The sequence below is a fragment of the Lentibacillus sp. genome (genome assembly GCF_035301675.1).
Classification (GTDB): domain Bacteria; phylum Bacillota; class Bacilli; order Bacillales; family Amphibacillaceae; genus Lentibacillus.
Genome location: NZ_DATGTT010000052.1, coordinates 90,713 through 115,670 on the forward strand (window position 1 = coordinate 90,713; position 24,958 = coordinate 115,670).

Here is a 24,958-nt window from a genome sequence, read left to right on the forward strand (position 1 = left end):
AGCAAATGTACCAGCGGAGATGCTTTCAGTCCGTGACACCTCTTCCCTGTTCACTGTACAGAATATTACCGCACGTCTCTTTCCAAGCTTTTAAATGGCGCTAAATCAAATTTATTCTATTATAGAAAAATTACGGACAATATGCAACTATTCTTTATGAACCTCCTCTTTAATATGATACATTAATATTCCTGCTGCTACACTGACGTTCAAAGATTCCACCTGTCCGAATATCGGGATCTTAACGGTTTGATCCGCTGATTCGATGAGTTCGTTCCGGACACCTGCACCCTCATTGCCTACGATTAAAGCGTTCTTCTCACTTGTCTTCATCGCTTGAAATGAAACGGCGTCTGTAAGTGCTGAAGCAAACACAGTAAAACCGACACGCTGAAGTTCAGAAATTTTCTCCAGTAAATTCACCTGTAAAATGGGTAAATGAAATAAGGAACCTTGTGTTGCGCGGATAACCTTATCATTGTATAAGTCCACTGTGCCATCTCCAAGCATGACCATATCGACACCCGCTGCATCCGCCGTTCGAATAATCGTCCCCAAATTGCCCGGATCCTGGATGGAATCGATTAACAGCACTGTATCACCGGCAATTTCATTTGGTTCTTTTACCTTGACCACTGCAGCTATTCCCTGTGGTGTTTCAGTTCGGGTGATGTGCTGCAGCACCTTTCTGCTGACGGATACAGCAACAAAATGGTCATTCCACCCTGAATAATCAAGCCCGTCTTCCACAATAATTTCTGCGATTTCCCAGTTGCTATTATAGGCTTCTTCAACCAAATGAAAACCTTCGATCAAAAACATGCCAGATTGCCTGCGTCCTTTTCGCCTTTGCAGTTTCACCCATTCTTTGACTTTCTCATTTTGAAGTGATGTTATCATCATATATATTCATCCCGTTTCGACATTTTTTCCCGCAAATAAATGAAGTTTCACTTTATCCACTTAATCATACATATTTTATGCTTAACAGGTCAAACTAGCGTTAGTTTAATCAATCTGAAGAGGTGGTTTGATGGATCTTAATTTACGGAAAGCTATTCTGTCCAACATTGCTGAAAATGACCAGGAACAGTTAGAAGCTACGATCGCCGATGCCATTCAGGACGGTGAAGAAAAAATGCTGCCTGGCCTTGGAGTGCTCTTTGAACTCATTTGGAAGCAATCTGACGAGCAGGATAAGCAAGATATGGTTGAAGCATTGGAACAGGGTGTTAAACAAGCCAATCAGTAGCTGGGACAAAGGTTCAGAGCCTTTGTCCTATTTTTTTTCAGCAATTTCCAGCTTTTTTGGCCAAAATATTAAATAATGGTATATAATAGAACTATTGTATTAAGACAAGGTCTTCATAATACATATCATTTTATAAGGAGTCAGAAAGGAGTTTAACAGAATGGAAGAAAATGGACAAAACAAAAAGGGACTTTCCAAAAAAGTCATCGCTATTATTGTAGCGGCCGTTTTAATCGTGGGCGGCAGTGCAGCGGCATTTGTGCTTATAACCGGCTCACCGAAGGCAAAATATTTTAAAGCAGAAAAGAACACCGCAGAGTTTTTTGCAAACAAATTGGAGGAACGCTATCAGCCGGAATTTGACTGGGCAGAAAACACAATGGAAAACCCGATTGAAAACACGGTGGAATTATCTGCTCAATATAACGGTCCCCCAACCGGCGGCGGAATGGGAATGAGCCCGGAACAGGTGATTAATAATTCAACTTTAACAATGACTTCGCAATTAAATCAGGATGAAAATCAATTTGCAACCGACTTGCAAATAAACTTTGGCGGAGTTGAAATGAAAGATATTAAACTATTTATGGATGGCAACAATGCCTTCCTGCAGCTTCCTTTTCTCGAAGAAGTCCTGACAATTCAGGATAGCGATTTGAGCAAGTTGCTTCAAGAATCCGATCCGGCATTTGAAGGTGCAGAGATTGATTTTAAGGCATTGTTCAATCAAATGGATGGTATGCTGTCTGAAGAGGATAAGGAATATATAACAGATGAATATCTTATGATGGTGTACAATGAATTGCCCGATGACGCTTTTGATACAGAAAATGAAACGGTTACTGTCCAGGATGAATCAATTGATGCCGAAAAAATAACTTTCAGTCTTACAGAAGAACAATTTAAAGAATTAATCACAACTGTTTTAGAGAAGGCTAAAGATGATGATCGGTTGAAAGAAATCATTGAAAAACAAATAAGGAATCAATTTGGAATCTTTACATCAGGGTCACTCCCTGCTGAAATGGAGAATGAAGTAAGTACTGCTATGGAAGATTTCGAGAAATCGATTGATGAAGCTATAAATGGATTGGAAGATTTCCAGGTTCCTGATGGTTTGACATCAGTCATTTGGGTCAAGGACGATTTGATTGTTAAACGTGATTTTTCAATCGGTATGGCACCAAAAGATGAAGAAGTATCCACACTATCGATTACCGGCGGGCAAATGCTGAATGATTCGGAACAAAACCTGGCTTATGAATTTGCAGTGGATGATTCGTCAGCAACAGTCGATATCAATCTATCAAATAAAGATAATAACCTTAAAGATTCCATCACCATCGCCGGAGGAGATATCGAACTTTCTTACAGCGGTGAATCGACGCTCGAGGATGGAACAAGGGAATTTGAACGGACATTTTCATTTTCAACGCCTGAACCAAACGGATCCGGCAGCCTGAATTGGAGTGGGGAAGCAACTTATGAAAATGATCAAAAAACTGCAGATCATACAATTTCAGTAGGGTTGCCTGACCTGCCACAGGATATAGTCAGCCTGAATATCAAAAACGATGCCAAAACGATTAAAGAAGTTGAACAGCCTGATGATTCAAACGTGAAAAACCTTGGAGACATGTCTGCACAGGAATTGGAAATGTACTTTCAGACTGAAGTGGCTGGACAATTCCAGCAGTGGCTGATGGAGATTATGGGGGCTCCCGGCGGTGGTAACATGAACAGCTTTTAATTAAGGAAGTGCCGGTATGACTTTTGCAAAACACAACCTTCTGTTTATACAAAGCAATCTGAAGAAACTGCAGAGGAAGTGGCTATCACTTCCTCTGCTTTTACTGTTCCCTGTTTTACTTATCTCACTCATTGCTGTTATTGCGGTATCAATCTTCCTGCCCGAGGAAAGCGAACCGATTCATGTCGGATTAGTTGACCTCGACAAGTCACAGGAAACAGAAACAGTGATTAACTTAATTGAAGAATCATCAAAATTAGGCAGTTTTATTAAAATGGAAGCCCTGTCAGAGACTGAGGCAAATGAACGCATCAACGGACAATTAAGCGCATATGTCAGCTTTCCTGAAGGGTTTACTGAAAGTTTATACAGCGGTGATTCTGTCACCTTGAACATTACAGGCAATCCCGATAAACAAACGGAAAGTCATCTCGTCAAGGAATTGCTGGACAGCATTGCCAGACATATCCGTACATCCCAGGCGAATATTTTAACAGTAAATTATTACGCAAAACAATTATCCATTGACAGTGATACACGTCATGACATGCTGTTTCAGCAGTTTAACAACTTTCTTGTCTATACTGCAGGTAAAGACAAAATAGTGGATGAGGAACAGATAAGCAACGATGCCACAAGTTCTCCTGTGGACTATTATAGTCTCGCAGCCTGGTTTATGATTCTTACAATCTGGCTTCTAACGTTTTATTCATTTTTTACGAATGATGAGCAAGTGCGTATGCAAAACAGAATGCGGTTATATGGTGTAACGATTCTTCAGCAGCTGACAGCCAAAATCACAATAACGTTCATACTCACAAGCATTTTTGCCGGAATTGTCCTATATACATACACTTCGTTCATGGCAATTCCACTATACGGTGAAGATTATGGTCGAATCGTTCTGATAACAGGCTTGTACAGTTTAATTTACTTGATCATCCTTGCCATTCTGGAATTAATTTTCACAGGACAGAAACTACGGCTGCTTATCCAATCGTTGTTTACGCTGATTGTCTTGCTGGCAAGCGGTGCGATCATACCAACATTATACTTCCCGATGTATATGCAGAATTTGCTGCCATACTTTTTTGCAAGTGAAGGTTACCACTGGCTACAGGAAATTTTATTGAACAACAGGCTTTACGCAGATTATATACCGTTGACAATCATGCTGGCGGCCGCTGTTATGATGTTGCTCGGAACCTCCGCCTGGAAGGAGAGTGCCCGCTAATGAAACAGGTTATTGCAACACGCTTGATGCATTGGAAGAAACAGTGGATCGGCCTTGTGTTCTGGCTTTTGTTTCCGCTTATTGCCGCCCTCAGCGTTACAATGATTATCAATACACTGCAGGAAGATGCTAAAGTGCCTGTTGGTGTTGTACTGGAAGAGCAAACAGTTGCTGCGGAAGAATTAGTGGAAAAAATAGAAGCAGCTTCATTTATCAGGATGGAAGTGCTATCTGAGCAAGAAGCGCTGCACGATCTGGAGAAACACGAGATTGACAGTGTATTCGTGATTCACGAAAAATTTGAACAAAACATCAAGCAGAATAACCGGACCAGGCTAATCACCGGTTATCAATCTGATATGTCATTTGCCTACGTACCGGTCAAGGAAATGATTATCTCACATGTTCAGCAGGAAACCGGAAGAGCAAAAGCCGCATTCGCGGTCAAAAAGCTTGAAAAGCAATATAATGGGCAAGAAGAATGGACATTTGAAGAAATCACGGCTAAAAGCAAGGATATACAGCGGGAAGAGAACCTTCTTGATACGGCTTTGACGTTCAAGGGAACACCGGAAGCGGTAAATGATAACCCGCGCTTATTTCCGGTATGGGGCTTGTGGGGAATATTCAGCCTTCTGTCAACGCTGCTTGTGTTTGACTGGGTTATTAAAGAAAAACAATCGAAAGCTATTCAGCGCTTGGTATTTTCCCGCTGGTCACTAAAATCATATTTGCTGCAAAATCTTGTTCTATACACAGTTGTGATGTTCACCGTCGACCTGTTCACTGCCGGTTCATTGTATTTTATATTTGGAGAATGGATCAGCCCCATCAGTCTTTTTGTTTATCGGCTGTTAATCAGCACGGCAGCATTCTTGTTTGCTTGCCTTTTTAAGAAACCATTTTATTATTACACCATGTCGTTTGTACTTACCTTGGTTATTGGCATCAGTAGTGGCGCATTGCTTCCGTCAGCTATAGCAACGGATTGGGATTGGAATTGGTTTGATTTAATAAACCCGCTCGGTCCGGTACTATCGGAAAACTATCTCAGCTTTTGGCCGGCGGCTGTTGTGTTATCATTTGTATTGTGGCTTTTCAGAAAGGAGCAATATCATGCTTGACGTCCAGTCACTTTCAAAGACATATGATAAAAAGCAGATCTTGAACAACCTGTCGTTTTCCGTAAAACCCGGAGAAGTGATCGGGCTTGTCGGGGAAAATGGTGCAGGCAAATCAACATTGCTGCATATTCTAGCAACTTTATCCAAACCGACATCCGGTACTGTCATGCTAAATGATCAACCCTATCAATCCGGCATTAAGAAAATCCGTAAGCAAATAGGTTTTGTATCACAAGATATTGCTTTGTGGGAGGAATTCACTGTAAAAGAAAATATGATTTTTTTCGAAAGGCTTTCGTGGAACCGTAAAAACAACGAAAAACTCAGGCAGCTGTGCAATGACATGAAACTCAGCGAGTGGAACGAAACCGTCAACAATTTATCGGGAGGCATGAAGCGAAAGTTGAATATCGCTGTCAGCTTGATCCATGACCCTGACTTGCTTCTGCTGGATGAACCGACGGCAGGCATTGACCTGAAATCCCGTAAAGAAATCGGTTCTTATCTGTCCAATCTGGCACAAAAACAAGGTAAAATGATTATATACACGTCACACGATATGGATGAAATCATGCAGCTGTGTGATCGGATTTACTGTATTGGTGACGATCCCTTTTACCACAAACTGCTGGAATCTTACGGAAAAAACCCGATATTATTGTAGATGCTCTTTCATATTAATAATAGCATGCCGACAACTGGAGCCGGCATGCTATTATTGTGTTTTCCGTTCAGTTTATCATTAACCGAGTTTAATTTCTTTAACTTTATCAGCATCCAGTTTTTTTATCGTGGCAACGATCAATTTGACAGCATTCTCAAAGTCATCGCGATGCAAAATCGCAGCATGGGAGTGAATATATCGTGTTGCAATGGTGATTGACAGTGATGGAACACCGTCTGCCGTTAAGTGAATGGAACCGGAATCCGTTCCGCCGCCGGCAATGGATGCAAATTGATATGGGATGTTCTGCTCGTCTGCAGTATCAACAACCAAATCACGCACACCTTTGCTCGGAACCATAGATGCATCATAGATAATAATTTGTGGACCTTCTCCAAGTTTGCTGTCCGCTTCTTTATCAGATACGCCTGGCATGTCCCCGGCAATCCCCACATCAACACCGAAGCCAATATCCGGTTTAATGGCATGTGCTGACGTGCGCGCTCCGCGCAGGCCAACCTCTTCCTGAATGGTTCCAACACCATAGACAATGTTCGGATGCTTTTCGCTTTTCAGCTGTTTCAATACCTCAATTGCAATGGCACAGCCAATCCGGTTATCCCAGGCTTTGGCCATCAGCATTTTTTCGTTTTTCATCTGTGTGAATTCAAAGTACGGTACAATTGAATCACCTGGACGGACGCCGAAATCCTGCGCTTCCTTCTTACTGGAAGCACCAATATCGATAAACATATTTTTAATCTCGACAGGTTTTTTGCGTTCTTCGGCTGACAACACATGCGGCGGCTTCGAACCTATCAGACCGGTCACATCACCACGGGCTGTCATAACCGTTACCCGTTGTGCCAGCATGACCTGGTTCCACCAGCCACCGACTGTCTGAAAATAGACAAAGCCATTATCATCAATCCGTGTAACCATGAAGCCAACCTCGTCCAAATGACCGGCCACCATAATTTTAGGTCCATTTTCTTCACCGGTCTTTTTCGCAATCAGACTCCCCAGATTATCCTTAAAGACTTCATCAGCATGAGGGGCAATATATTTCTCCATAATCTCCCGTGGCTCCCTTTCATTACCCGGAATTCCACGTGCGTCTGTCAAGTCTTTAAGCATCGTATTCATTTCATCTAAATTTGCCATATGTATAAACCTCCTTCATTATCCTCTACCATTATAACGCCATTACTGTAAATGACAAAATTTTTTAAATTCCCGATTCTGTCAAACTGACATGCAGTGGGACAAAGCGCCTCACTGAATGAAGTTCCACTTTTCCACGTATAGTTATGGTCAATACCCCTCATTTTGACGCTCATAATTGATTTCATTCTTTTTTAAATAAGCATCTTTAACCCCTTGTGCATCAAACCCCAAGAGGGCACCAAGCTGTAGATAGCTTTCAAACAATTTATTGTAATTTTCCTCCGTAGGTTCACGATAAAATGCCGAACATAAATCATAAACACGGTTAAACTGCCCGCTCTCGTCCATTTTAGCCGGTTTTATTATTTCAGAAACATAACGGCAGCCCTTTTCCAGTCCCAGCGACAAAATAAAATGAATGCCATCGACATACTCCTCTAAAATAACCGATTGATCACTGCGTGGTTTGACACTCCAGAATTTAAAACACCTTGTCTCGTTAGCCAGTTCACCCAGCTCCACAAGTAAAGCCAAGTATTTCTCTTTAAACAAATCCCTGCCCGAGAGATCATGCTGGGCTTCAATATATGCATCCAGCTGTTTTTGCATCGTATATAATGACAACCATTCCATATTACTCTGCCCCATTTCACGTTGCGGATATGTACAACAACTCTAAAATATTTGCTTATAATTGTATCATGAAATCATCATATTCGTGAAACTTCCAGTGAATTTGAAACGTATATACATATTATCAAGTGTTACAAGGAGACAAGGGATATGATTGTTCTGTTATTTCGATTGCTTATACTGGTAGCCATTATTCTTATTGTCTATACGATTGTTCAATACTTCCGAAACCCTGATCGTAAATTGCAAATCGCCAAAGAAACTAATACGTTTTACATGGTGGATGACCCTGGTAATTCCAAAAAGAATATTCAATTTGTATATAAAAGCTGTTTGTTTGAGGGTGAAAAATATATTGACGCAACTGAAGACTCGTTTGAGGTCGTCGATATCCACATATTTGCCCGTAATGCCAATGAACTGGAGGGGATCACCCGGGATGATTTATATTTCATTGAAAAAGAATTTTTGATCCGCTATCCGCATGCTGCCATAACCTGGAAATATCCGATTAATAAACTGATACTGACAACGATTGATTAAGCGAACGTAAAAAATGCGCACCCCGGAGGATGCGCATTTTTTACGTGCTGACCTGGAAAAAATCATTCCATTTAATAATAATTTCTTTTCGTCTCAGAATGTAGATAAATGGCAGCATTGCTAATAACAAGATGAGGATATGGAGCGGAGACAAACTGGATATCCATTTGCCTGCTGATGTGTAAACAAATGCCAATGGGATGTTTGTCAAAATGGATGATCTCGTGTAATCCCTGAAGTCTGACGATATTTCAATCAGGCACAGGGACAACATATGGAAATGAATGAAAGGCACAAGTCTCAGCAGAGCAATTTGCGATGTTGTAAATTCGGAATTGTTCCCCATCAGCTTTTGCTTCAGGTTGACAAGTTTTGCGAAGGTGTTTGGCATCCAGCGAATAATCGCGTAAAAAATGAGGCTCGATAGCGTAATGCCGATCACGGAATACAATGTCCCGGCAACAGTTCCGAAAAGTACACCACCTGAAACACATATGAAAACAACCGGGAGAAAAAATAAAGGTCTTAATAAATGAAAACTGATGAATAAAATCGGTGCAAGCAATCCGCCTGTTTCAATAAAAACCATGATATAATGACCAGCCAGTTCCATGCCCTGCCTCCTTCCCCGGAACTTGCTTCATACGCCAGTACAAGTATATGACAATAGACGAGCCATTATGACATTATAATAAGGAAAACGAAAAAACGGCCTGAAGTATGATTAATACCGGAATTCCTATAACAAATGAACGATGCTTTGTTTTGTGGTGGAAGCTTCTCATGCCTGCCCATACCCCAAATGCACCGCCTAAAATAGCGAGTCCCCATAAGGTCCGTTCGGGTATGCGATAGGTTTCTTTTTTTGCTTTTTGCTTATCAATTCCCATGATCAGGAATGCAATTATATTGACACCAGTTATGTAAGTGATAATCATTTTTTGTTATCTCTCCTGCTACCCCAGTAAAGCTATTCGTTGGCAGTTTCTGTAAACTCATTTCTTCTTTTTCTTCTTTCTCTTTTTTGATTTTCGTTGTTTTGGTATTTTTAAAGTTCTCGATCTGCCAGGCAATTTTTTTCTTAGTCTCCCCATATACATTTCAGCAAAAGGGTAGAACGATTCCATGTTCTCAGGGATAATTTCCACATCCACACCTTTTTCACTCTGTACCATGTCGTCCACTTTACCAGCACTCTCTAATTCATCACGGGTTGGTAAAAATGGAATTTTCTCATCCGTTTCCAAATGAATAAGAAATAAATATTGTAATCCGGCGGCAAGTATTTCTCTCAAGTCCTCTGCTTTCATAGAATAATAGTCACTTGCATAAAGCAGCATTTGTTTGAAATGATAAGCAGACTTCTCATAATTGCCAACTTCCATAAACAGATGCCCCAATGTAAAGTGTGATTCCGTCTGCTTTGGATCTAAAGTTAAAGAATGCTCGAATACACTTGCCGCTATTTCAGGCCGGTCGCCTTTAAGATATAGATTTCCAAGCCTATTCCAAATAAAAGCATTTGCGGGTTCTTCGCGAAGTTTATGTAATAGATGTGTTTCAGCATCCGAACTGAGTATATGCGAAGTGCCATCATATATTTGATTTTTACCTGTTGTGACACTTTCTTCATCTAAATTTTCTGAATTGATTAATCTTAACGGTGCTAATTTAAATTCAGGTGGCATTTCCCAATTTCCTGCATCATTACAATGTTTGCATCGAAAATAACCTGTCGTTTGAATTCTATTAGCCGCATCTTTAACATTATTTTTAAGATCACTATTGACAACCATTAATCCAACATTGTATTTTCCCTTTCGCTGACAGCTATTGCATTTAATCATAAAAATATTTTCAGCATTTCGAGTACTGATTTTACTTTTGTCTTTATTGATTAATTTTGTGTACTTACCCGGCAACCAGGAAACAGTCGGTGATTCAGGAATTTCTGTTATATTCTTATTGGTCAATTGTTGTATTAACATAGGGTTTATTTGAGCACCTGGCACAATGGCAACCCCTTTCATAATTTAAAATATGTATTTATTTTACCATTAGTTTGGGGTTCTGTCACCGCAGGATCAAAGGACATGTCCACTGTCCTCAAACTGAAATAGGACAGATGACGTGTTTGTTCCTCCTATACACTAAAAGCCAAACCCGTAAAATGGGTTTGGCTTTTAATTACGTCATTATTTCAATGCTGCCTTAGCTTTGTCGGCTAATTGAGCAAATGCCTTCTCATCATTGACAGCAAGGTCTGACAGCATTTTACGGTTAACTTCAACACCAGCTTGCTTTAAGCCGTGCATCAATCTGCTGTATGAGATATCGTTCATGCGCGCTGCAGCGTTAATGCGGGCAATCCACAACCTGCGAAAGTCGCGTTTTTTCTGTCTGCGGTCACGATAGGCATATTGCCCGGACTTCATGACCTGCTGTTTTGCTATTTTGAATAATGAATGTTTTGAACCATAATAACCTTTGGCTAATTTCAATACGCGTTTACGGCGTTTGCGCGTAACTGTTCCACCTTTTACACGTGGCATAGTAATTCCCTCCTAATACAATTGAAAAATCGTTACATATTTAATACAATTCATCGGTTTCTTATTTATACGGAAGCATTGTTTTAATGCGTCTGAAATCACTTTTGGAAACGATAGCGGATTTACGCAGTTTACGCTTCTGTTTTTGTGATTTATTTGCGAACATATGGCTTGTGTACGCGTGTCCACGATTCAACTTTCCTGAACCTGTTTTGCGAAAACGTTTTTGTGAACCTTTATGGCTCTTCATTTTAGGCATATTGGTATCCTCCTTGTATCGTTAAATGCTTATTTTTCTTTGATTGGCGCAAGCATCATAAACATATTGCGGCCTTCCATTTTTGCCTTGGATTCAACGGTTGCCACATCTTTAGTTTCTTCTGCCAGACGGTCAAGAACTTCCCGGCCAAGGTCCTTATGCGTGATGGCACGACCGCGGAAACGGACAGAAGCTTTAACTTTATCGCCCTTACTTAAGAATTTTCGTGCATTCTTAAGTTTCGTGTTGAAATCATGTTCGCCAATTCCCGGAGTAAACCGCACTTCTTTTACGTTAATGACTTTCTGTTTTTTACGCGCTTCTTTTTCTTTCTTTTGCTGCTCATAGCGGTATTTACCATAGTTCATAATACGGCATACCGGTGGTTTAGCATTTGGTGCAACCAAAACTAAATCCAGTTCGCGCTTTTGAGCAATATCCAGCGCTTCATTGCGTGATTTAACTCCTAACTGATCCCCATTAGAATCGATCAGACGTACCTCGCGGGCACGGATTTTTTCATTGACGTTCATTTCTTTGCTAATTGCCAGCCACCTCCAAATTTTTTATTACGCTGATCCGTCATTGACAAGTGTTTCTATCACAAATAAAAAAGTGTCGGTACATACTGCACCCACACGTCTCCAATAATCACTATTGAAAAGTTCAGAACCAGCCGACTGCATAATCGCGTCGATCAGGTGAGAAGCGGGTGCTTCTACTTGTCTCAGATCATTTTGTTCAACTTTTACAGAATAGCATCTATTAAACCGTGTGTCAACAGTTCTCTGCCAGCCTGCAAAAGCTTCATTATCAGTTTATCATGATTGCGGCCAGAAGGGAAGCCCAGATGCCTTTAAGTGGTTAACAGGCCTAATCCGAATAAACCCCGGGTAAAGTTGCCTACCCGGGGAAAGCTGTTATTTTTTATTGAGTACTTTTTGATCGATTTCCTCTTTAATCAATGCTTTAAAGTCGTCAAAGCTTAATGTCTTGGACTCTTTTTCTCCGTAACGGCGGACGTTCACACTGCCCGTTCCCATTTCATTGTCGCCAAGCACCAAGGCGAATGGAACTTTTTGTGTCTGTGCTTCCCTGATTTTATAACCGATTTTTTCATCGCGTTCATCCACTTCGATTCGCATGCCCTCGAACCGTAATTTATCAGCAACCTCTTTCGCATAGTCAAGATGAGCATCCGCTGAAACAGGTATAACCTTTACTTGAACGGGTGCCAGCCAAGTCGGGAACGCACCTTTGTATTCTTCAATCAGGAATGCGACGAAACGTTCCATTGTCGAGACGACACCGCGGTGGATGACAACCGGACGATGTTCATTGCCGTCTTTACCGATATAGGTCAAGTCAAAGCGTTCTGGAAAATGGAAGTCCATCTGAACAGTGGACAGTGTTTCGTCTTTTCCTAAGGCTGTTTGTACCTGCACGTCTAATTTCGGCCCGTAAAAGGCAGCTTCTCCCACGGCTTCAACATACTCAACATCCATTTCTTCCATCGTTTCTTTCAGCATGGCCTGTGCTTTTTCCCACATCGCATCATTATCCACATATTTTTCCTTATCTTCCGGGTCACGGTATGATAGACGGAAATAATAGTCTTCAATTCCAAAATCTTTATACACCTTTTGAACAAGTTCCACAACCCTGATAAATTCTTCTTTCAACTGATCCGGTCGGGCGAATATATGCGCGTCATTCAGGGTCATCGCGCGGACACGCTGCAACCCTGCCAGTGCACCTGACATTTCATGGCGGTGCATAGTTCCCAGTTCAGCGATTCTGACCGGCAAATTACGGTAGCTGTATAATTGATTTTTGTACACCATCATATGATGTGGACAGTTCATCGGACGGAGCACCAAATCTTCATTGTCCATTTCCATTATCGGGAACATGTCATCCTGGTAGTGATCCCAGTGACCGCTTGTTTTATACAGGTCGACACTGCCCAAAACAGGTGTGTAGACATGGTCATAACCGAGACGTTCTTCAAGATCAACAATATAACGTTCAATAATACGGCGTATGGTCGCCCCTTTCGGCAGCCACAACGGCAAACCCTGGCCCACTTTTTGTGAAACAGTAAAGATATCCAGTTCCTTACCCAGCTTACGGTGATCCCGTTCTTTCCGCTCTTCAAGAATGCGCAGGTGCTCATCAAGCTGGCCTTGCTTTTCAAAAGCTGTCCCGTAAATGCGCTGCAGCTGCTTATTATTGCTGTCACCGCGCCAATATGCCCCGGATACACTCAGCAATTTAAATGCTTTGATTTTGTTTGTCGATGGAACATGGACCCCACGGCACAGGTCGAAAAATTCTCCTTGTTTGTAAATTGTCACCTGTTCATCTTCCGGGATATCGTCAATTAATTCAAGTTTCAGATCATCGCCGATTTCCCGGAACATCTCTTTCGCTTTTTCGCGGGCAACCACCATACGTTCAATTTCAAGATTTTCATCAATAATGCGTTTCATTTCTTTTTCTATTTTTGTGAGGTCTTCAGCTGACAGGGCATGATCCAAATCCATATCATAATAGTAGCCTTCTTCAATAACCGGGCCTACGCCGAATTTCACATTATCAAACAATCGGGTAACCGCCTGTGCCAGTAAATGGGCTGTTGAGTGGCGCATAATCTCAATGCCTTCCTGATTTTTATACGTAATGATCTCAATCGCTCCGCCGTGAGGAAGCTCGCGTCTTAGATCAAATAAATTGCCATCGACCTTAACTGCAAGTGCCTGTTTTTTTAGCCCAGGTGAAATCGAACCTGCAATATCTTCGCCGGTTGTCCCCTGGGGAAACGATTTATTCGCTCCATCAGGAAATGTAATTGTAATATCTTTCATATTTATCGCTCCTTTGTTGAATCATCTAATTGGGAAATCCTCAAATTTTAAGCCATTTTTCCTAAATTTTGCCGTTCTTTAAACCTCGCAGTTGATCTATACTGCGACACAAACCAGAAGTTAGCGAGAATCTCTAACCACGCAGCTGGAATATACTCGCTTTCCGTGGGCTTACCACGAGCCTCCTCGCTCACAAAGACCGCTCGCCGTGGGATCTCTTAGGCTCGCTGTCCCACAGGAGGCTCACCAGCCGCCCGCGGAAAGCGGCGTGTATTTCCGGAGCGGTAGAAGACGCACTAACTTATACCTTAATTTATGTCGCAGTTTATGGATTTTGTGTCAAAAACAACCGTTTTAAATGTAAGGTGTTCGTTTTTTGAGTCAATGATGAGTATAACGGGGTTTTTTTGAATAAGGGGGAAGACACTTTTGAAAATTAGTGAAGTCCAGACAAAAAAGACATCCAAACCATTGGAAAAAGCATTTAAAACAGCCTTGAGAGAAGTCACCGAAATTGAAGTAATTGATGTGATGATTCGTCTGGAAAATGGCGATACCGGGAATGGTTCAGCTGCGTCCACATGGCAGATTACCGGTGAGTCACTGCCCAGTATCCATGCTGCTATTGACGGACCGATTAAAGACGTTATACTAAATCGTGATATCGAAGAATTGGAAGATATTTTGACAAAAGTGGAGAAAAACTGTATTGGCAATACAAGTGCTAAAGCTGCGGTTGATATTGCCTTGCATGATGCTTATTGTAAGCTGTTTGGAGTGCCGCTGCACCAATATCTGGGCGGTGGTTCAGTGTTTCCTGAAACAGATATGACCATTGGCCTGGACCGTCCGGAAATTATGCAAAAGGATGCAAAAGAACGTGTGGGCCAAGGGTTTAATGTGCTGAAAATTAAAGTTGGAAACGACGAACAAATGGACATCAGCCGCATAGAAAAGATTCGTGAGGTTGTTGGCGAAGAGGCGACATTACGCTTGGATGCCAATCAGGGATGGGATCGTAAACAGGCAGTTCAAATCATCAGGCACCTTGAGAAAAAGAGAGGTATTGAACTGGTTGAGCAGCCAGTTCCGGCTCATGATTTTGAGGGATTAAAATATATCCGTGAGCGTGTTGACATACCAATTATGGCAGATGAAAGCCTCTTTTCTCCGTTCGATGCGTTTAGGCTGATCAAAATGGAAGCTGTTGACTTACTGAATATTAAGTTGATGAAAAGCGGCGGGATTCGACGGGCGAGACAAATTGCCGATACAGCACAGAGTGCAGGAATTGAGTGCATGATTGGCAGTATGATGGAATCCAGCGTGTCTGTAGCTGCAGCTGCTCATCTCGCTTATGCGCACTGCAACATTACATATTATGATCTTGATGCAGTATTATGGTTAAAAGAACAACCTGAAAAAGGCGGCATCACATGGCACGGCGCAACGGCTGAGCTGTCCAATAAGCCTGGGCTTGGATTCACCTGACTTTTCCGAAAATATTTAACTGACATAACGGGAATACTGTCTAAAACGAGCAAAATAAATTCATACAAAGGTGATTCCACAATGAATGTCAGAATTGAATTATCTTACATCACACCCAAAGGCACAGAAACTTCCTTCAGTTCCGATGAAATGCGGACGGCCAAAGCACTTCTGTTAGCTGAAGATTTGGAAAAAACCGCCCGGGCAAAAGAGATAATGTTCGTGGATAAATATGAGAACAAATGGACGTTGAAAGAAATGAAGAAACAGATGGAGGCTATTAAAACTGAGCCACATGAGGTGACGGTTTATTTTGACGGCGGTTTTGATCTGACCACCAGAAACTCCGGTCTGGGTTGTGTCATCTATTATGAACAGAACGGGAAATCCTGGCGCCAGCGTAAAAATGCTCTCGTCGAGGAACTGGAAACCAATAATGAAGCCGAATATGCGGCGCTTCATCTGGCCGTACAGGAACTGGAATTAATGGGTGTCCACCATCTGACAGTTACGTTTACCGGTGATTCGCAAGTTGTTATCAATCAGCTGAAAGGTGAATGGCCGTGCTATGAAGCAAAATTAAACCATTGGGCTGACAGAATTGAAAACGACTTTGACAGACTGGGCATTGATCCGGAATATGAACTTGTTTCCAGGAAAAATAATCAGGAAGCGGACCGGCTGGCATCACAGGGGTTAAAGGGTGTTGATGTAACAAGCACGAGCGAGGTTTAGTGTTTATTTCAATGGTATAGCGAAGATCGCGCGATAAAAGCAGATTTCGCGCGGCAACTCTATTATTTCGCGCGACCGTCCGCCCAAATCGCGCGATAAAAGGAGATTTCGCGCGATAAGCCACCAAAATCGCGCGATCGCTGTATGACCAGCGTCAAGCAAATTGACAGAAGTCTATTTCCGCTATATAATAATGTGCGTGACAGGATAAAAATATATCCGTTTTGAAGACGGGAGAGGTTCTTAGCCCAACCCTCTATAAAAAACTAAGGACAGATGATTGCGATTTCTAAACCATGTGCCTTAGGCCGTGGTTTTTTTATTTGTCAAATGATAGATGGGAGGTTTTTTGCGATGACAGAACGGCGTGATGATTTACAAGATTTAAATCAACTGGGCAATCAGGGAACGAGTTACCAGTTTGATTATACACCTGAATTGCTCGAGGCAATTGATAACCTGCATCCTGACAGGGACTATTTTGTCAAATTCAACTGTCCGGAATTTACGACATTGTGTCCAAAAACCGGACAGCCGGATTTTGCAACGGTCTATATCAGTTACATACCAGACCAAAAAATAGTTGAAAGCAAATCGCTGAAACTATATTTGTTCAGTTTCCGGAATCATGGGGATTTTCATGAAGACTGCATCAATATTATCATGAACGATCTGATCGATTTGCTGGATCCGCGATATATAGAGGTATGGGGAAAATTCACGCCACGCGGCGGTATATCCATTGATCCGTACTGTAACTATGGAAAACCGGATACTAAGTATGAACAAATAGCCGATCATCGTCTGATGAATCATGATCTGTATCCTGAAAAAGTTGATAATCGCTAATAGAGGGTTAGCTATGAATCCTTTCCTTTAGGTTGATAGGGAGGGAATTGGATGTTTGTTTATTTAAATGCATTATTTGTCGGCTTGTTACTGCTATCGAATGTATTGGGTGTAAAACTGTTCAGCATCGGGGGAATCGTGCTGCCCGGGACGGTCATTGTGTATGTTGTCACCTATGTGATTACGGATGTAATTGGTGAAGCCTACGGGAAAGATGCTGCAAGGAAGACGGTACAGGCAGGCTTTTTGACACAGGTGATCGCTCTTTTCTTTATTGTTATCGTCATTAAATTACCGCCGGCACCGGATTTTGGTCTGCAGCCGGAATTTGCAGCGGTTTTGGGCGGTAGCTTCAGAGTGACGCTGGCAAGTCTGTTGTCATATATTGTCAGTCAAAACCTTGACGTGAGCATTTTCCACCGTCTGAGATCGAGGCATGGGGAATCGAAGCTTTGGCTGCGAAACAATTTGTCAACGCTGACCAGCCAGCTCACTGATACGGTTATTTTTATTACAGTCGCTTTTTGGGGGATCGTCCCATTCAGTGTGTTACTGGGAATGCTTGTCTCCCAATATTTCTTTAAACTTGCTGTTGCACTAATAGACACACCTATTGTTTATTTGCTGGTGAAATTTGCAAGATAGATTTTATACTAAAAAACCCCGGAACAATTGGTGCGCCGGGGTTTTAAGATGCTTAACCTGAAGCTTTCAGTGCAGCTTGCTTGATATTTTCAACTTTTTCAACCCAGTCGAATGGATCCTGGATTTTGCCGTATTGGATGCCAGTCAGTGTGTCATACAGACGCTTGGCAATAGCTCCGGTTTTTCCCTTATTGATTTCAAGGTGTTTTTCGCCGCGAACCAACTCGCCGATTGGTGAAATGACAGCAGCTGTGCCGGCACCGAATGCTTCTTCCAGTTTGCCGTCTTTGTGCGCCTGGATTACTTCGTCCATTGAGAGTTTTCTTTCTTCAACCGGGACATTCCAATACTTCAGCAGCTGGATAACGGAATTACGGGTAACACCTTCCAGAATACTGCCATTCAGAGCGGGTGTCACAACTTTGCCGTCAATTTTGAAAAAGACATTCATGCTGCCGACTTCCTCAATATACTTGCGCTCAACACCGTCGAGCCACAACACCTGAGCGATGCCTTCTGCCGCCATTTCCTGCGCTTTAAGACTCGCTGCATAGTTTCCGCCGGTTTTTGCTTCACCGGTTCCGCCTTTGACGGTACGGACATAATCGTGTTCGACTGCAATTTTGACCGGATTGATGCCTTCTTTGTAATAAGCGCCGACCGGCGATAGGATAATAATAAATTTATAATGACTTGATGGTGCCACACCGAGAAAAGCCTCGGTTGAAATAATGAACGGCCGGATATACAGGGATGTTCCTTCTGCTTCAGGTATCCAGTCTTTTTCCAGTCCAACGAGCTGTTTGAGCGCCTTCAATGCAAATGCCTCATCAATCGGCGGGATGCAAAGCCTGCTGTTGGAATGGTTCATCCGGCTGAAATTCCGCTGCGGCCGGAATAATTGGGCATCCCCGTCTGAAGTGAGATACGCCTTCATTCCTTCAAACACTGATTGACCATAATGGAAAACCATTGCCGATGGATCGACATTCAATGGCTCATAAGGCACAATGCGCGGATCATGCCAGCCTTTGTCATCCGTGTAGTCCATCAAAAACATATGGTCTGTGAAAATTCTTCCAAACTCCAATTGGTCTGATTTGGGTTTTTCCTTGCCTGAAGAACAGATTTCGGTTCGGATTCCTTGTTGTTCTTCCTCCATGTCGCCATCCCCTTGTGTAAAAAGTTGTATACAATCATAGGATAAATTTCGTGCAAAAGCAAGCCCAAAAATTTATTTATTGGATATTGTAACAATGTTTTAAAAATTGGACTTTTCCTGTCAGGATGCTTGTGCTACAATCAATAGTTATCTGAATATTAATCCATTACATCTGGGAGGGGAAACCATGAAAACATTAGGAAAGATCAGTGATTTTGCGGGAAATACGTTTGCTGTCTGGGTGGTTTTATTTGCCGCTTTAAGTTTAATTTTTCCGGGAGGTTTTGCGTGGATTGCACCGCATGTATCGCTGCTTCTGGGAATTATTATGTTTGGTATGGGACTGACGCTGACGCTTGATGATTTTAAAGGCGTGCTCAAAGCGCCGATCAGTGTTCTCATTGCTGTTGTTTTACAATATACAGTAATGCCGCTAGTAGCGTTTGGTCTTGCGGTGATTTTTCAGCTTCCGGCGGAGATTGCAGCCGGTGTGATTCTGGTCGGCTGCTGCCCGGGTGGAACAGCTTCAAATGTTATGACATTTTTGGCAAAAGGAAATACAGCCCTGTCCGTATCAGTGACAGCCGTTTCGACTGTACTGGCGCCGATTTTGACACCCGCACTGACACTGCTTTTTGCCAGTCAATGGCTTCCGGTATCTGCGGCTGATATGTTCATATCGATTGTGCAAATTGTACTGATCCCGATTGTCTTGGGCATCATTGTCCGTTTGTTGTTCAGCAGACAAGTTGATAAAAGTATCCAAGCATTGCCGCTTGTTTCTGTTGTCGGAATTGTGGCTGTGGCGTCTGCTGTTGTGGCGGTTAACCGAGAGGATATCCTTACGACCGGACTGCTGATTTTTTCCGTTGTGATCTTACATAACGTGCTTGGTCTTGCGGTTGGCTATCTGTTTGGCAAACTGTTCAAATTTGATTTTGCTGATCAAAAAGCTGTCTCAATCGAGGTCGGTATGCAGAATTCAGGGCTTGGATCCGCATTGGCGCTTGCCCACTTTTCACCAATTGCTGCTGTTCCGAGTGCTTTGTTCAGTGTTTGGCACAATATTTCCGGCCCGGTTCTGGCCACCTGGTGGGGCAAACGGACTGCTGATTTGCATCATAAAGCAGACTGAGGTAAAGCATTCAAGCGTGAGCTGTATCAAATCAATCGAGCAGTGCATGAAATCAATCGAATACACATGGGATTCGATCGAGTCGCTCTTAAAATCGATCGGGCTGTAACTGATAGCAACCGAGAGCCGGTACGACTTTCTTGTGCATCACACATATTTCAGTTATAAATATCACGAAATTTAACAAAAAGATTGAACGATTAGAATATTAGGCATATAATTATTCGAAAAAGGAAGGTGGTCTGCAGGATGGAAAAAGATTTACGCATCAAAAGTCAAGTTTTCAGTGATGATGTAATGCGGGCACCTAACCGAGCCATGCTGAGAGCGGTTGGTGTAACGGATGAAGATTTTAAAAAGCCGATGGTCGGTATTGCCAGCACATGGAGTGAGGTAACGCCGTGCAATATTCATATCGATGATTTGGCTGTCAGTGCAAAGAAAGGGGCAAGAGAAGCGGGCGCGACACCGCTTATTTTCAATACGATTACCGTTTCGGACGGTATTTCGATGGGGACGCAGGGAATGCGCTATTCGCTGCCAAGCCGTGATTTGATTGCCGATTCAATAGAAACGGTTGTCGGGGCGGAAAGTCTGGATGGTTTTGTTGCCATCGGAGCTTGTGACAAAAATATTCCGGGATGCATGATTGCGATTGCCAATTCCGATGTGCCGGCTATTTTTGTCTATGGGGGTACGATTGCGCCGGGATCGCATAATGGCAAGGATATCGATCTTGTGTCAGTGTTTGAGGGCGTCGGCAAACATAATAATGGCGATATCGATGATCAGGAGCTCAAGAATATCGAGTGCAAAGCATGTCCCGGTGCCGGTGCATGTGGCGGGATGTATACCGCTAACACTATGGCCTCAGCGGTAGAAGCGATGGGGATGAGCCTGCCGGGCAGTTCGTCAAATCCTGCCGAGTCTGAAGAAAAAGCAGCGGATTGTGATGCTGCCGGTGAAGCGGTGTACAAGCTGCTGGAAAAAGGCATTTATCCAAAAGATATCATGACGAAAAAAGCGTTTGAGAATGCGATGACGGTTGTCATGGCGCTTGGCGGCTCGACAAATGCCATTCTGCATCTTCTGGGAATGGCGCATGCTGTCGAGGTGGATATCACGATTGACGATTTTAACCGGATTCAGGAAAAAGTGCCGCATCTGGCTGACCTGAAGCCGAGCGGCCAATATGTTATGCAGGATCTGCACCGTTCCGGCGGGGTTCAGGCTGTCATGAAGCTGCTTCATGAAGCCGGCTACCTGCATGGGGATTGTCTGACCGTAACGGGCAAAACAATTGCAGAGAATCTGGCGGAAGCACCATCCCTGACAGAAGACCAAAAAGTGATTGCACCGCTTGATCATCCGAAACGTGCAGACGGACCGCTGATTGTCCTGAAAGGCAATCTGGCACCACGGGGGGCGGTTGCAAAAGTGTCAGGCGTCAAAGTAAAACGGCATACCGGACCTGCGCGTGTATTTAATACCGAACAGGAAGCGACCGATGCTGTCAGACAAAATAAAATCCAGGAAGGCGATGTGCTGGTTATCCGCTATGTCGGACCAAAAGGAGGTCCCGGTATGCCTGAGATGCTTTCGGTTTCCAGTCTGCTGGTCGGAAAAGGCATGGGTGAAAAAGTTGCCCTTCTTACTGACGGGCGTTTTTCCGGCGGGACCCACGGGCTTGTCGTCGGGCATATCGCACCGGAAGCGCAGGATGGCGGCCCGATTGCCTTTTTGGAAGAAGGCGATAATGTCACGATTGATTCTGAAAAAAAGGAAATAACCGCCGACGTGTCCGAGGACGAGCTCAAACAGCGCAAGCAGGATTGGAGTGCGCCGCCGCTTTATAAAAAGGGTGTTCTGGGCAAATATGCGCATAACGTGTCCTGTTCATCAAAAGGTGCCGTGACAGATTTCCTGGATGCTGATTAAAATGGGATAGAGAAAGAAAACTTCGGGATCCGCATTATGAGGATTTCGAAGTTTTTTAATGCCCAATTTTGCTGTGTAACAAAATTGAAATATTTCAGCATATTCTCTGACACGCCGTCATTGTAAGCGTATACAATTGTTCGGACTTATCAAAAACATCAAAAAAGTTTTGCAAAAGCTGTTGACCAATTCGAAAAATCGGTATATGATTATCGGCAATATTAATTTTAACTTTTCAAAGTTCACGAAAAATTAACCAATGAAATTTATAAATAAAAACGCGATGACGGGAAAAAAGGAACATGCCGCATGCATTCACAGAGATCCGGGGATGCTGGAAGCCCGGAAGTGCATATTGTTCCGACATCTTCTCTGAGTGCTTTGTTGAAAGGGAAACCCATTAGACTTGGCCAGGTGCAGGCTCATGCACCTGTTATCAAATCAGCTGATCTTAATCAGCTGGCAAGATAGCATTTGCGAAGATGCTATGAAAATGGGTGGTACCGTGGAAAGATGACTCTTTTCTCCCCAGTAATTCTGTGACAGTGCAGTTTTGTGTGGGAAGAAAAGGGTCTTTTTTTATCGCTGAGTAAAAACTTTGGCAGCCCCTTGCAGCAGGGAAAAAGCCTTAAGTTTTTTAACAAAAATACTAAAGGAGGCGAGCAGCAGTGAACGTTAAAGCTGAGCAGGAATTAAAACAAGTGGAAAAAAAGGTGACCAAGGTGACCGGTGCTGACTTACTGATTCAGACTTTGACAGCTGTCAATGTGGATACTGTATTCGGTTATCCGGGCGGGGCGGTACTGCCGATTTATGATGCGTTATACCGCAGTGATGCACCGTTCAAGCATGTGCTGACGCGCCATGAGCAGGGCGCGGTTCACGCAGCAGAGGGCTATGCACGGGTTACCGGAAAGCCCGGAGTAGTCCTGGCAACATCGGGACCCGGAGCAACCAATCTGATTACCGGCATTACGGATGCCATGATGGACTCGTTGCCGATGGTTGTATTTACCGGCCAGGTTGCCAGCAATGTTATTGGAACCGATGCATTTCAGGAATCCGATGTGATGGGGATTACGACGCCTGTTACGAAATACAACTATCAGGTCCGGGATTTGAAGGAGCTTCCGCGGGTCATTAAAGAAGCGTTCCATATCGCGTCGACAGGGCGGCCGGGGCCGGTTGTTGTGGATATCCCCAAAGATATTTCATCAGGGGTATCAGACGTCAGCATTGAGCCTGGCGATGACTGCTACTTGCCTGGCTATCAGCCGAACAAAAAGCCGAATCCGCTGCAAATCGTTAAACTGGCAGAAGCGGTCAGCCGGGCCAAAAAGCCGCTGGTTCTGTCAGGTGCAGGCGTGGTATTTGCCGAAGCATCAGAAGAACTGAAGGCATTTGCGGAAAAACACAAACTCCCGGTCGTCAATACACTGCTTGGTCTGGGGGGATTTCCGGGAACTCATGAATTATCGCTGGGAATGGGCGGCATGCACGGTTGCTACGGAGCCAATCAAGGAATCTATGATTGTGATTTGCTTATCAACATCGGGGCGCGGTTTGATGACCGGCTGACCGGTAACCTGAAACACTTCGCTCCGAATGCGAAAGTAGCGCATGTTGATATCGATCCGGCAGAAATCGGCAAAAACGTTGAAACGGAAATACCGGTTGTCGCTGATGCCAAAGAAGCGCTGGATGCATTGCTCAAAACGGAGATATCAGCCAGTGATCACGATGAGTGGCTCGACACACTCTGCCAAAATCAGACGGATTACCCTTATTGGTACGATCGCTCGGAAACATATATTTCGCCGCAATGGCTGACCGAGCAAATTTACGAGATTTCGGATGGCGAAGCGATTGTCACAACAGACGTCGGACAGCACCAGATGTGGGCGGCACAATATTATCCGTTTGCCAATCCAAACAAGTGGGTTACCTCGGGCGGACTCGGAACAATGGGATTCGGCTTCCCGGCTGCAGTTGGCGCGCAGCTTGGCGCACCGAATGAACTGGTAGTAGCGCTCGTCGGTGACGGTGGCTTCCAGATGACAGCACAGGAACTGTCGGTCATTAAAGAAAGACAGCTGCCGGTTAAGATTGTAATCGTGAATAATCAGTCGCTTGGCATGGTGCGGCAATGGCAGGAAAGCTTTTACGATAAGCGGTATTCCGAATCAATTTTCCCGGAGAATCCGGACTTCGTCAAACTGGCTGAATGCTATGGCATCCGCGGAATGAAGGCTGAGAACGAATCAGAATTAACAGACGTTTTAACTGAAGCCTTTAACTATAACGGCCCTGTTGTGGTTGATTGTCACGTCGTTCAGGAAGAATGTGTCTACCCGATGATCGCACCCGGCAAAGGCCTGCATGAAATGATAGGGGTGACACGATGAGACGGATAATCACAGCCGATGTTCAGAATCAGAGCGGAGTTCTTAACCGGATCACCGGGATGCTGCATAAACGGCAATTCAATATCGAAAGCATTACAGTCGGCAAATCAGAGCGGGACGGAATCTCAAAAATGACATTTGTTGTCGAAATCAGTGATGATCAGAAGATGGAGCAGCTGACAAAACAGCTGAACAAACAAATCGATGTATTGAAAGTGAAAGATATAACGGATAAGGCAATCGTTGCACGCGAACTCGCGCTGATTAAAGTTGGCAGTAGCGGTCAGCAGCGAGCAGAAATTCAGGGAGTCATCAATCCATTCCGTGCATCCGTGATTGATGTCAGCCGCGATAGCCTGACGATTCAAGTGACGGGGAAACCGGATAAAATCGAGGCTCTGATCGCCTTGTTAAGACCATATGGCATCAAAGAGATGGCACGGACGGGAATGACAGCATTCCTGAGAGGTTATCAGCCGCAGCAAGTTACAGAAATGAATTCACATTTAGTTTAAAAAGGATGTTCAAAAAGCCCGGTAACAATGGCATATCG

The 24,958-nt window shown here is 43.5% G+C and carries 25 protein-coding genes, 1 riboswitch and 1 other annotated feature; of the genes, 14 read left to right on the top strand and 11 right to left on the bottom strand.

Features of this window, described 5'->3' with window-relative positions; translation table 11 throughout:
- Positions 1–147: 147 nt before the first annotated feature.
- Positions 148–900 (bottom strand): TrmH family RNA methyltransferase, encoded by a 753-nt coding sequence (locus tag VK097_RS09455; RefSeq protein ID WP_324211604.1) that lies wholly within the window; start codon positions 898–900, stop codon positions 148–150.
- Positions 901–1,033: 133 nt separating this feature from the next.
- On the opposite strand from VK097_RS09455, the gene sspI reads away from it, so the two are divergent.
- The 5 genes from sspI to VK097_RS09480 all read left to right on the top strand — a co-directional run bounded on the left by sspI (position 1,034) and on the right by VK097_RS09480 (position 6,024).
- Complete coding sequence (gene sspI / locus VK097_RS09460) at positions 1,034–1,252, top strand: small acid-soluble spore protein SspI (protein WP_324211555.1); 219 nt, start codon at positions 1,034–1,036, stop codon at positions 1,250–1,252.
- Between the two features lie 160 nt (positions 1,253–1,412).
- The gene (locus VK097_RS09465) at positions 1,413–3,002 is read left to right on the top strand and encodes a DUF6583 family protein (protein ID WP_324211556.1); all 1,590 of its coding nucleotides are present in this window, start codon (positions 1,413–1,415) and stop codon (positions 3,000–3,002) included.
- Positions 3,003–3,018: 16 nt separating this feature from the next.
- The gene (locus tag VK097_RS09470) at positions 3,019–4,236 is read left to right on the top strand and encodes an ABC transporter permease (protein ID WP_324211557.1); all 1,218 of its coding nucleotides are present in this window, start codon (positions 3,019–3,021) and stop codon (positions 4,234–4,236) included.
- Complete coding sequence (locus VK097_RS09475; RefSeq protein ID WP_324211558.1) at positions 4,236–5,360, top strand: ABC transporter permease; 1,125 nt, start codon at positions 4,236–4,238, stop codon at positions 5,358–5,360. The genes VK097_RS09470 and VK097_RS09475 overlap by 1 nt, the downstream gene beginning before the upstream one ends.
- Entirely contained in the window at positions 5,353–6,024 is a 672-nt protein-coding gene (locus VK097_RS09480) for an ABC transporter ATP-binding protein (RefSeq protein ID WP_324211559.1), read from the top strand. The genes VK097_RS09475 and VK097_RS09480 overlap by 8 nt, the downstream gene beginning before the upstream one ends.
- 78 nt (positions 6,025–6,102) lie before the next feature.
- On the opposite strand, the gene VK097_RS09485 is transcribed toward VK097_RS09480, so the two are convergent.
- Together VK097_RS09485 and VK097_RS09490 are read right to left on the bottom strand one after the other, a co-directional pair.
- Positions 6,103–7,188 (bottom strand): M42 family metallopeptidase, encoded by a 1,086-nt coding sequence (locus VK097_RS09485; RefSeq protein ID WP_324211560.1) that lies wholly within the window; start codon positions 7,186–7,188, stop codon positions 6,103–6,105.
- A 150-nt stretch (positions 7,189–7,338) separates the two neighbouring features.
- Complete coding sequence (locus tag VK097_RS09490) at positions 7,339–7,824, bottom strand: dUTP diphosphatase (RefSeq protein ID WP_324211561.1); 486 nt, start codon at positions 7,822–7,824, stop codon at positions 7,339–7,341.
- A gap of 150 nt (positions 7,825–7,974) precedes the next feature.
- Between VK097_RS09490 and VK097_RS09495 the strand changes: the two genes are divergently transcribed.
- Positions 7,975–8,367, top strand: a complete 393-nt coding sequence (locus tag VK097_RS09495; RefSeq protein ID WP_324211562.1) for a sigma-w pathway protein ysdB — start codon at positions 7,975–7,977, stop codon at positions 8,365–8,367.
- A 40-nt stretch (positions 8,368–8,407) separates the two neighbouring features.
- On the opposite strand, the gene VK097_RS09500 is transcribed toward VK097_RS09495, so the two are convergent.
- The 7 genes from VK097_RS09500 to thrS form a co-directional block, all read right to left on the bottom strand.
- The gene (locus tag VK097_RS09500) at positions 8,408–8,980 is read right to left on the bottom strand and encodes a TVP38/TMEM64 family protein (protein WP_324211563.1); all 573 of its coding nucleotides are present in this window, start codon (positions 8,978–8,980) and stop codon (positions 8,408–8,410) included.
- 73 nt (positions 8,981–9,053) lie between these two features.
- Entirely contained in the window at positions 9,054–9,305 is a 252-nt protein-coding gene (locus VK097_RS09505) for a DUF1294 domain-containing protein (protein WP_324211564.1), read from the bottom strand.
- Between the two features lie 57 nt (positions 9,306–9,362).
- Positions 9,363–10,379 (bottom strand): hypothetical protein, encoded by a 1,017-nt coding sequence (locus VK097_RS09510; RefSeq protein WP_324211565.1) that lies wholly within the window; start codon positions 10,377–10,379, stop codon positions 9,363–9,365.
- Between the two features lie 183 nt (positions 10,380–10,562).
- Positions 10,563–10,919, bottom strand: coding sequence for a 50S ribosomal protein L20 (gene rplT, locus VK097_RS09515; protein ID WP_324211566.1), 357 nt, complete (start codon positions 10,917–10,919; stop codon positions 10,563–10,565).
- Positions 10,920–10,980: 61 nt separating this feature from the next.
- Positions 10,981–11,178: a 50S ribosomal protein L35 gene (rpmI, locus tag VK097_RS09520; protein WP_324211567.1), complete on the bottom strand. Its 198-nt coding sequence runs from the start codon at positions 11,176–11,178 to the stop codon at positions 10,981–10,983.
- Between the two features lie 29 nt (positions 11,179–11,207).
- Positions 11,208–11,711 (bottom strand): translation initiation factor IF-3, encoded by a 504-nt coding sequence (gene infC, locus VK097_RS09525; protein WP_324211568.1) that lies wholly within the window; start codon positions 11,709–11,711, stop codon positions 11,208–11,210.
- A gap of 70 nt (positions 11,712–11,781) precedes the next feature.
- Positions 11,782–11,908 (bottom strand) — a sequence feature (ribosomal protein L20 leader region).
- 190 nt (positions 11,909–12,098) lie between these two features.
- Positions 12,099–14,045, bottom strand: a complete 1,947-nt coding sequence (gene thrS / locus VK097_RS09530) for a threonine--tRNA ligase (RefSeq protein ID WP_324211569.1) — start codon at positions 14,043–14,045, stop codon at positions 12,099–12,101.
- Between the two features lie 429 nt (positions 14,046–14,474).
- Here thrS and VK097_RS09535 point away from each other — a divergent pair, with 429 nt between their 5' ends.
- The 4 genes from VK097_RS09535 to VK097_RS09550 all read left to right on the top strand — a co-directional run bounded on the left by VK097_RS09535 (position 14,475) and on the right by VK097_RS09550 (position 17,765).
- Positions 14,475–15,536: a dipeptide epimerase gene (locus VK097_RS09535; protein WP_324211570.1), complete on the top strand. Its 1,062-nt coding sequence runs from the start codon at positions 14,475–14,477 to the stop codon at positions 15,534–15,536.
- 81 nt (positions 15,537–15,617) lie between these two features.
- Positions 15,618–16,271 (top strand): ribonuclease H family protein, encoded by a 654-nt coding sequence (locus VK097_RS09540; protein WP_324211571.1) that lies wholly within the window; start codon positions 15,618–15,620, stop codon positions 16,269–16,271.
- Positions 16,272–16,501: 230 nt separating this feature from the next.
- Positions 16,502–16,547, top strand: a riboswitch (PreQ1 riboswitch).
- A 78-nt stretch (positions 16,548–16,625) separates the two neighbouring features.
- Complete coding sequence (gene queF, locus VK097_RS09545) at positions 16,626–17,120, top strand: preQ(1) synthase (protein WP_324211572.1); 495 nt, start codon at positions 16,626–16,628, stop codon at positions 17,118–17,120.
- A 51-nt stretch (positions 17,121–17,171) separates the two neighbouring features.
- Positions 17,172–17,765, top strand: coding sequence for a queuosine precursor transporter (locus VK097_RS09550; protein WP_324211573.1), 594 nt, complete (start codon positions 17,172–17,174; stop codon positions 17,763–17,765).
- Between the two features lie 52 nt (positions 17,766–17,817).
- Here VK097_RS09550 and VK097_RS09555 read toward each other — a convergent pair whose 3' ends face one another.
- Positions 17,818–18,927, bottom strand: a complete 1,110-nt coding sequence (locus VK097_RS09555) for a branched-chain amino acid aminotransferase (protein WP_324211574.1) — start codon at positions 18,925–18,927, stop codon at positions 17,818–17,820.
- A gap of 187 nt (positions 18,928–19,114) precedes the next feature.
- On the opposite strand from VK097_RS09555, the gene VK097_RS09560 reads away from it, so the two are divergent.
- The 4 genes from VK097_RS09560 (at position 19,115) to ilvN (ending at position 24,920) form a co-directional block, all read left to right on the top strand.
- Positions 19,115–20,062 (top strand): bile acid:sodium symporter family protein, encoded by a 948-nt coding sequence (locus VK097_RS09560; protein ID WP_324211575.1) that lies wholly within the window; start codon positions 19,115–19,117, stop codon positions 20,060–20,062.
- 249 nt (positions 20,063–20,311) lie between these two features.
- A complete protein-coding gene (gene ilvD, locus VK097_RS09565) occupies positions 20,312–22,000 on the top strand; it encodes a dihydroxy-acid dehydratase (RefSeq protein WP_324211576.1) in 1,689 nt (562 codons plus the stop codon).
- Positions 22,001–22,668: 668 nt separating this feature from the next.
- Positions 22,669–24,405 (top strand): biosynthetic-type acetolactate synthase large subunit, encoded by a 1,737-nt coding sequence (gene ilvB, locus VK097_RS09570; protein ID WP_324211577.1) that lies wholly within the window; start codon positions 22,669–22,671, stop codon positions 24,403–24,405.
- On the top strand, positions 24,402–24,920 hold the full coding sequence (gene ilvN, locus VK097_RS09575) for an acetolactate synthase small subunit (RefSeq protein WP_324211578.1): 519 nt from the start codon (positions 24,402–24,404) through the stop codon (positions 24,918–24,920). The genes ilvB and ilvN overlap by 4 nt, the downstream gene beginning before the upstream one ends.
- Positions 24,921–24,958 lie beyond the last annotated feature (38 nt).

Bases quoted from the DNA above. Each gene is read 5' to 3' on its own strand.
- VK097_RS09455 (WP_324211604.1), bottom strand. From the start codon at position 900: ATGATAACATCACTTCAAAATGAGAAAGTCAAAGAATGGGTGAAACTG.
- sspI (WP_324211555.1), top strand. From the start codon at position 1,034: ATGGATCTTAATTTACGGAAAGCTATTCTGTCCAACATTGCTGAAAAT.
- VK097_RS09465 (WP_324211556.1), top strand. From the start codon at position 1,413: ATGGAAGAAAATGGACAAAACAAAAAGGGACTTTCCAAAAAAGTCATC.
- VK097_RS09470 (WP_324211557.1), top strand. From the start codon at position 3,019: ATGACTTTTGCAAAACACAACCTTCTGTTTATACAAAGCAATCTGAAG.
- VK097_RS09475 (WP_324211558.1), top strand. From the start codon at position 4,236: ATGAAACAGGTTATTGCAACACGCTTGATGCATTGGAAGAAACAGTGG.
- VK097_RS09480 (WP_324211559.1), top strand. From the start codon at position 5,353: ATGCTTGACGTCCAGTCACTTTCAAAGACATATGATAAAAAGCAGATC.
- VK097_RS09485 (WP_324211560.1), bottom strand. From the start codon at position 7,188: ATGGCAAATTTAGATGAAATGAATACGATGCTTAAAGACTTGACAGAC.
- VK097_RS09490 (WP_324211561.1), bottom strand. From the start codon at position 7,824: ATGGAATGGTTGTCATTATATACGATGCAAAAACAGCTGGATGCATAT.
- VK097_RS09495 (WP_324211562.1), top strand. From the start codon at position 7,975: ATGATTGTTCTGTTATTTCGATTGCTTATACTGGTAGCCATTATTCTT.
- VK097_RS09500 (WP_324211563.1), bottom strand. From the start codon at position 8,980: ATGGAACTGGCTGGTCATTATATCATGGTTTTTATTGAAACAGGCGGA.
- VK097_RS09505 (WP_324211564.1), bottom strand. From the start codon at position 9,305: ATGATTATCACTTACATAACTGGTGTCAATATAATTGCATTCCTGATC.
- rplT (WP_324211566.1), bottom strand. From the start codon at position 10,919: ATGCCACGTGTAAAAGGTGGAACAGTTACGCGCAAACGCCGTAAACGC.
- rpmI (WP_324211567.1), bottom strand. From the start codon at position 11,178: ATGCCTAAAATGAAGAGCCATAAAGGTTCACAAAAACGTTTTCGCAAA.
- infC (WP_324211568.1), bottom strand. From the start codon at position 11,711: ATGAACGTCAATGAAAAAATCCGTGCCCGCGAGGTACGTCTGATCGAT.
- thrS (WP_324211569.1), bottom strand. From the start codon at position 14,045: ATGAAAGATATTACAATTACATTTCCTGATGGAGCGAATAAATCGTTT.
- VK097_RS09540 (WP_324211571.1), top strand. From the start codon at position 15,618: ATGAATGTCAGAATTGAATTATCTTACATCACACCCAAAGGCACAGAA.
- queF (WP_324211572.1), top strand. From the start codon at position 16,626: ATGACAGAACGGCGTGATGATTTACAAGATTTAAATCAACTGGGCAAT.
- VK097_RS09550 (WP_324211573.1), top strand. From the start codon at position 17,172: ATGTTTGTTTATTTAAATGCATTATTTGTCGGCTTGTTACTGCTATCG.
- VK097_RS09555 (WP_324211574.1), bottom strand. From the start codon at position 18,927: ATGGAGGAAGAACAACAAGGAATCCGAACCGAAATCTGTTCTTCAGGC.
- VK097_RS09560 (WP_324211575.1), top strand. From the start codon at position 19,115: ATGAAAACATTAGGAAAGATCAGTGATTTTGCGGGAAATACGTTTGCT.
- ilvD (WP_324211576.1), top strand. From the start codon at position 20,312: ATGGAAAAAGATTTACGCATCAAAAGTCAAGTTTTCAGTGATGATGTA.
- ilvN (WP_324211578.1), top strand. From the start codon at position 24,402: ATGAGACGGATAATCACAGCCGATGTTCAGAATCAGAGCGGAGTTCTT.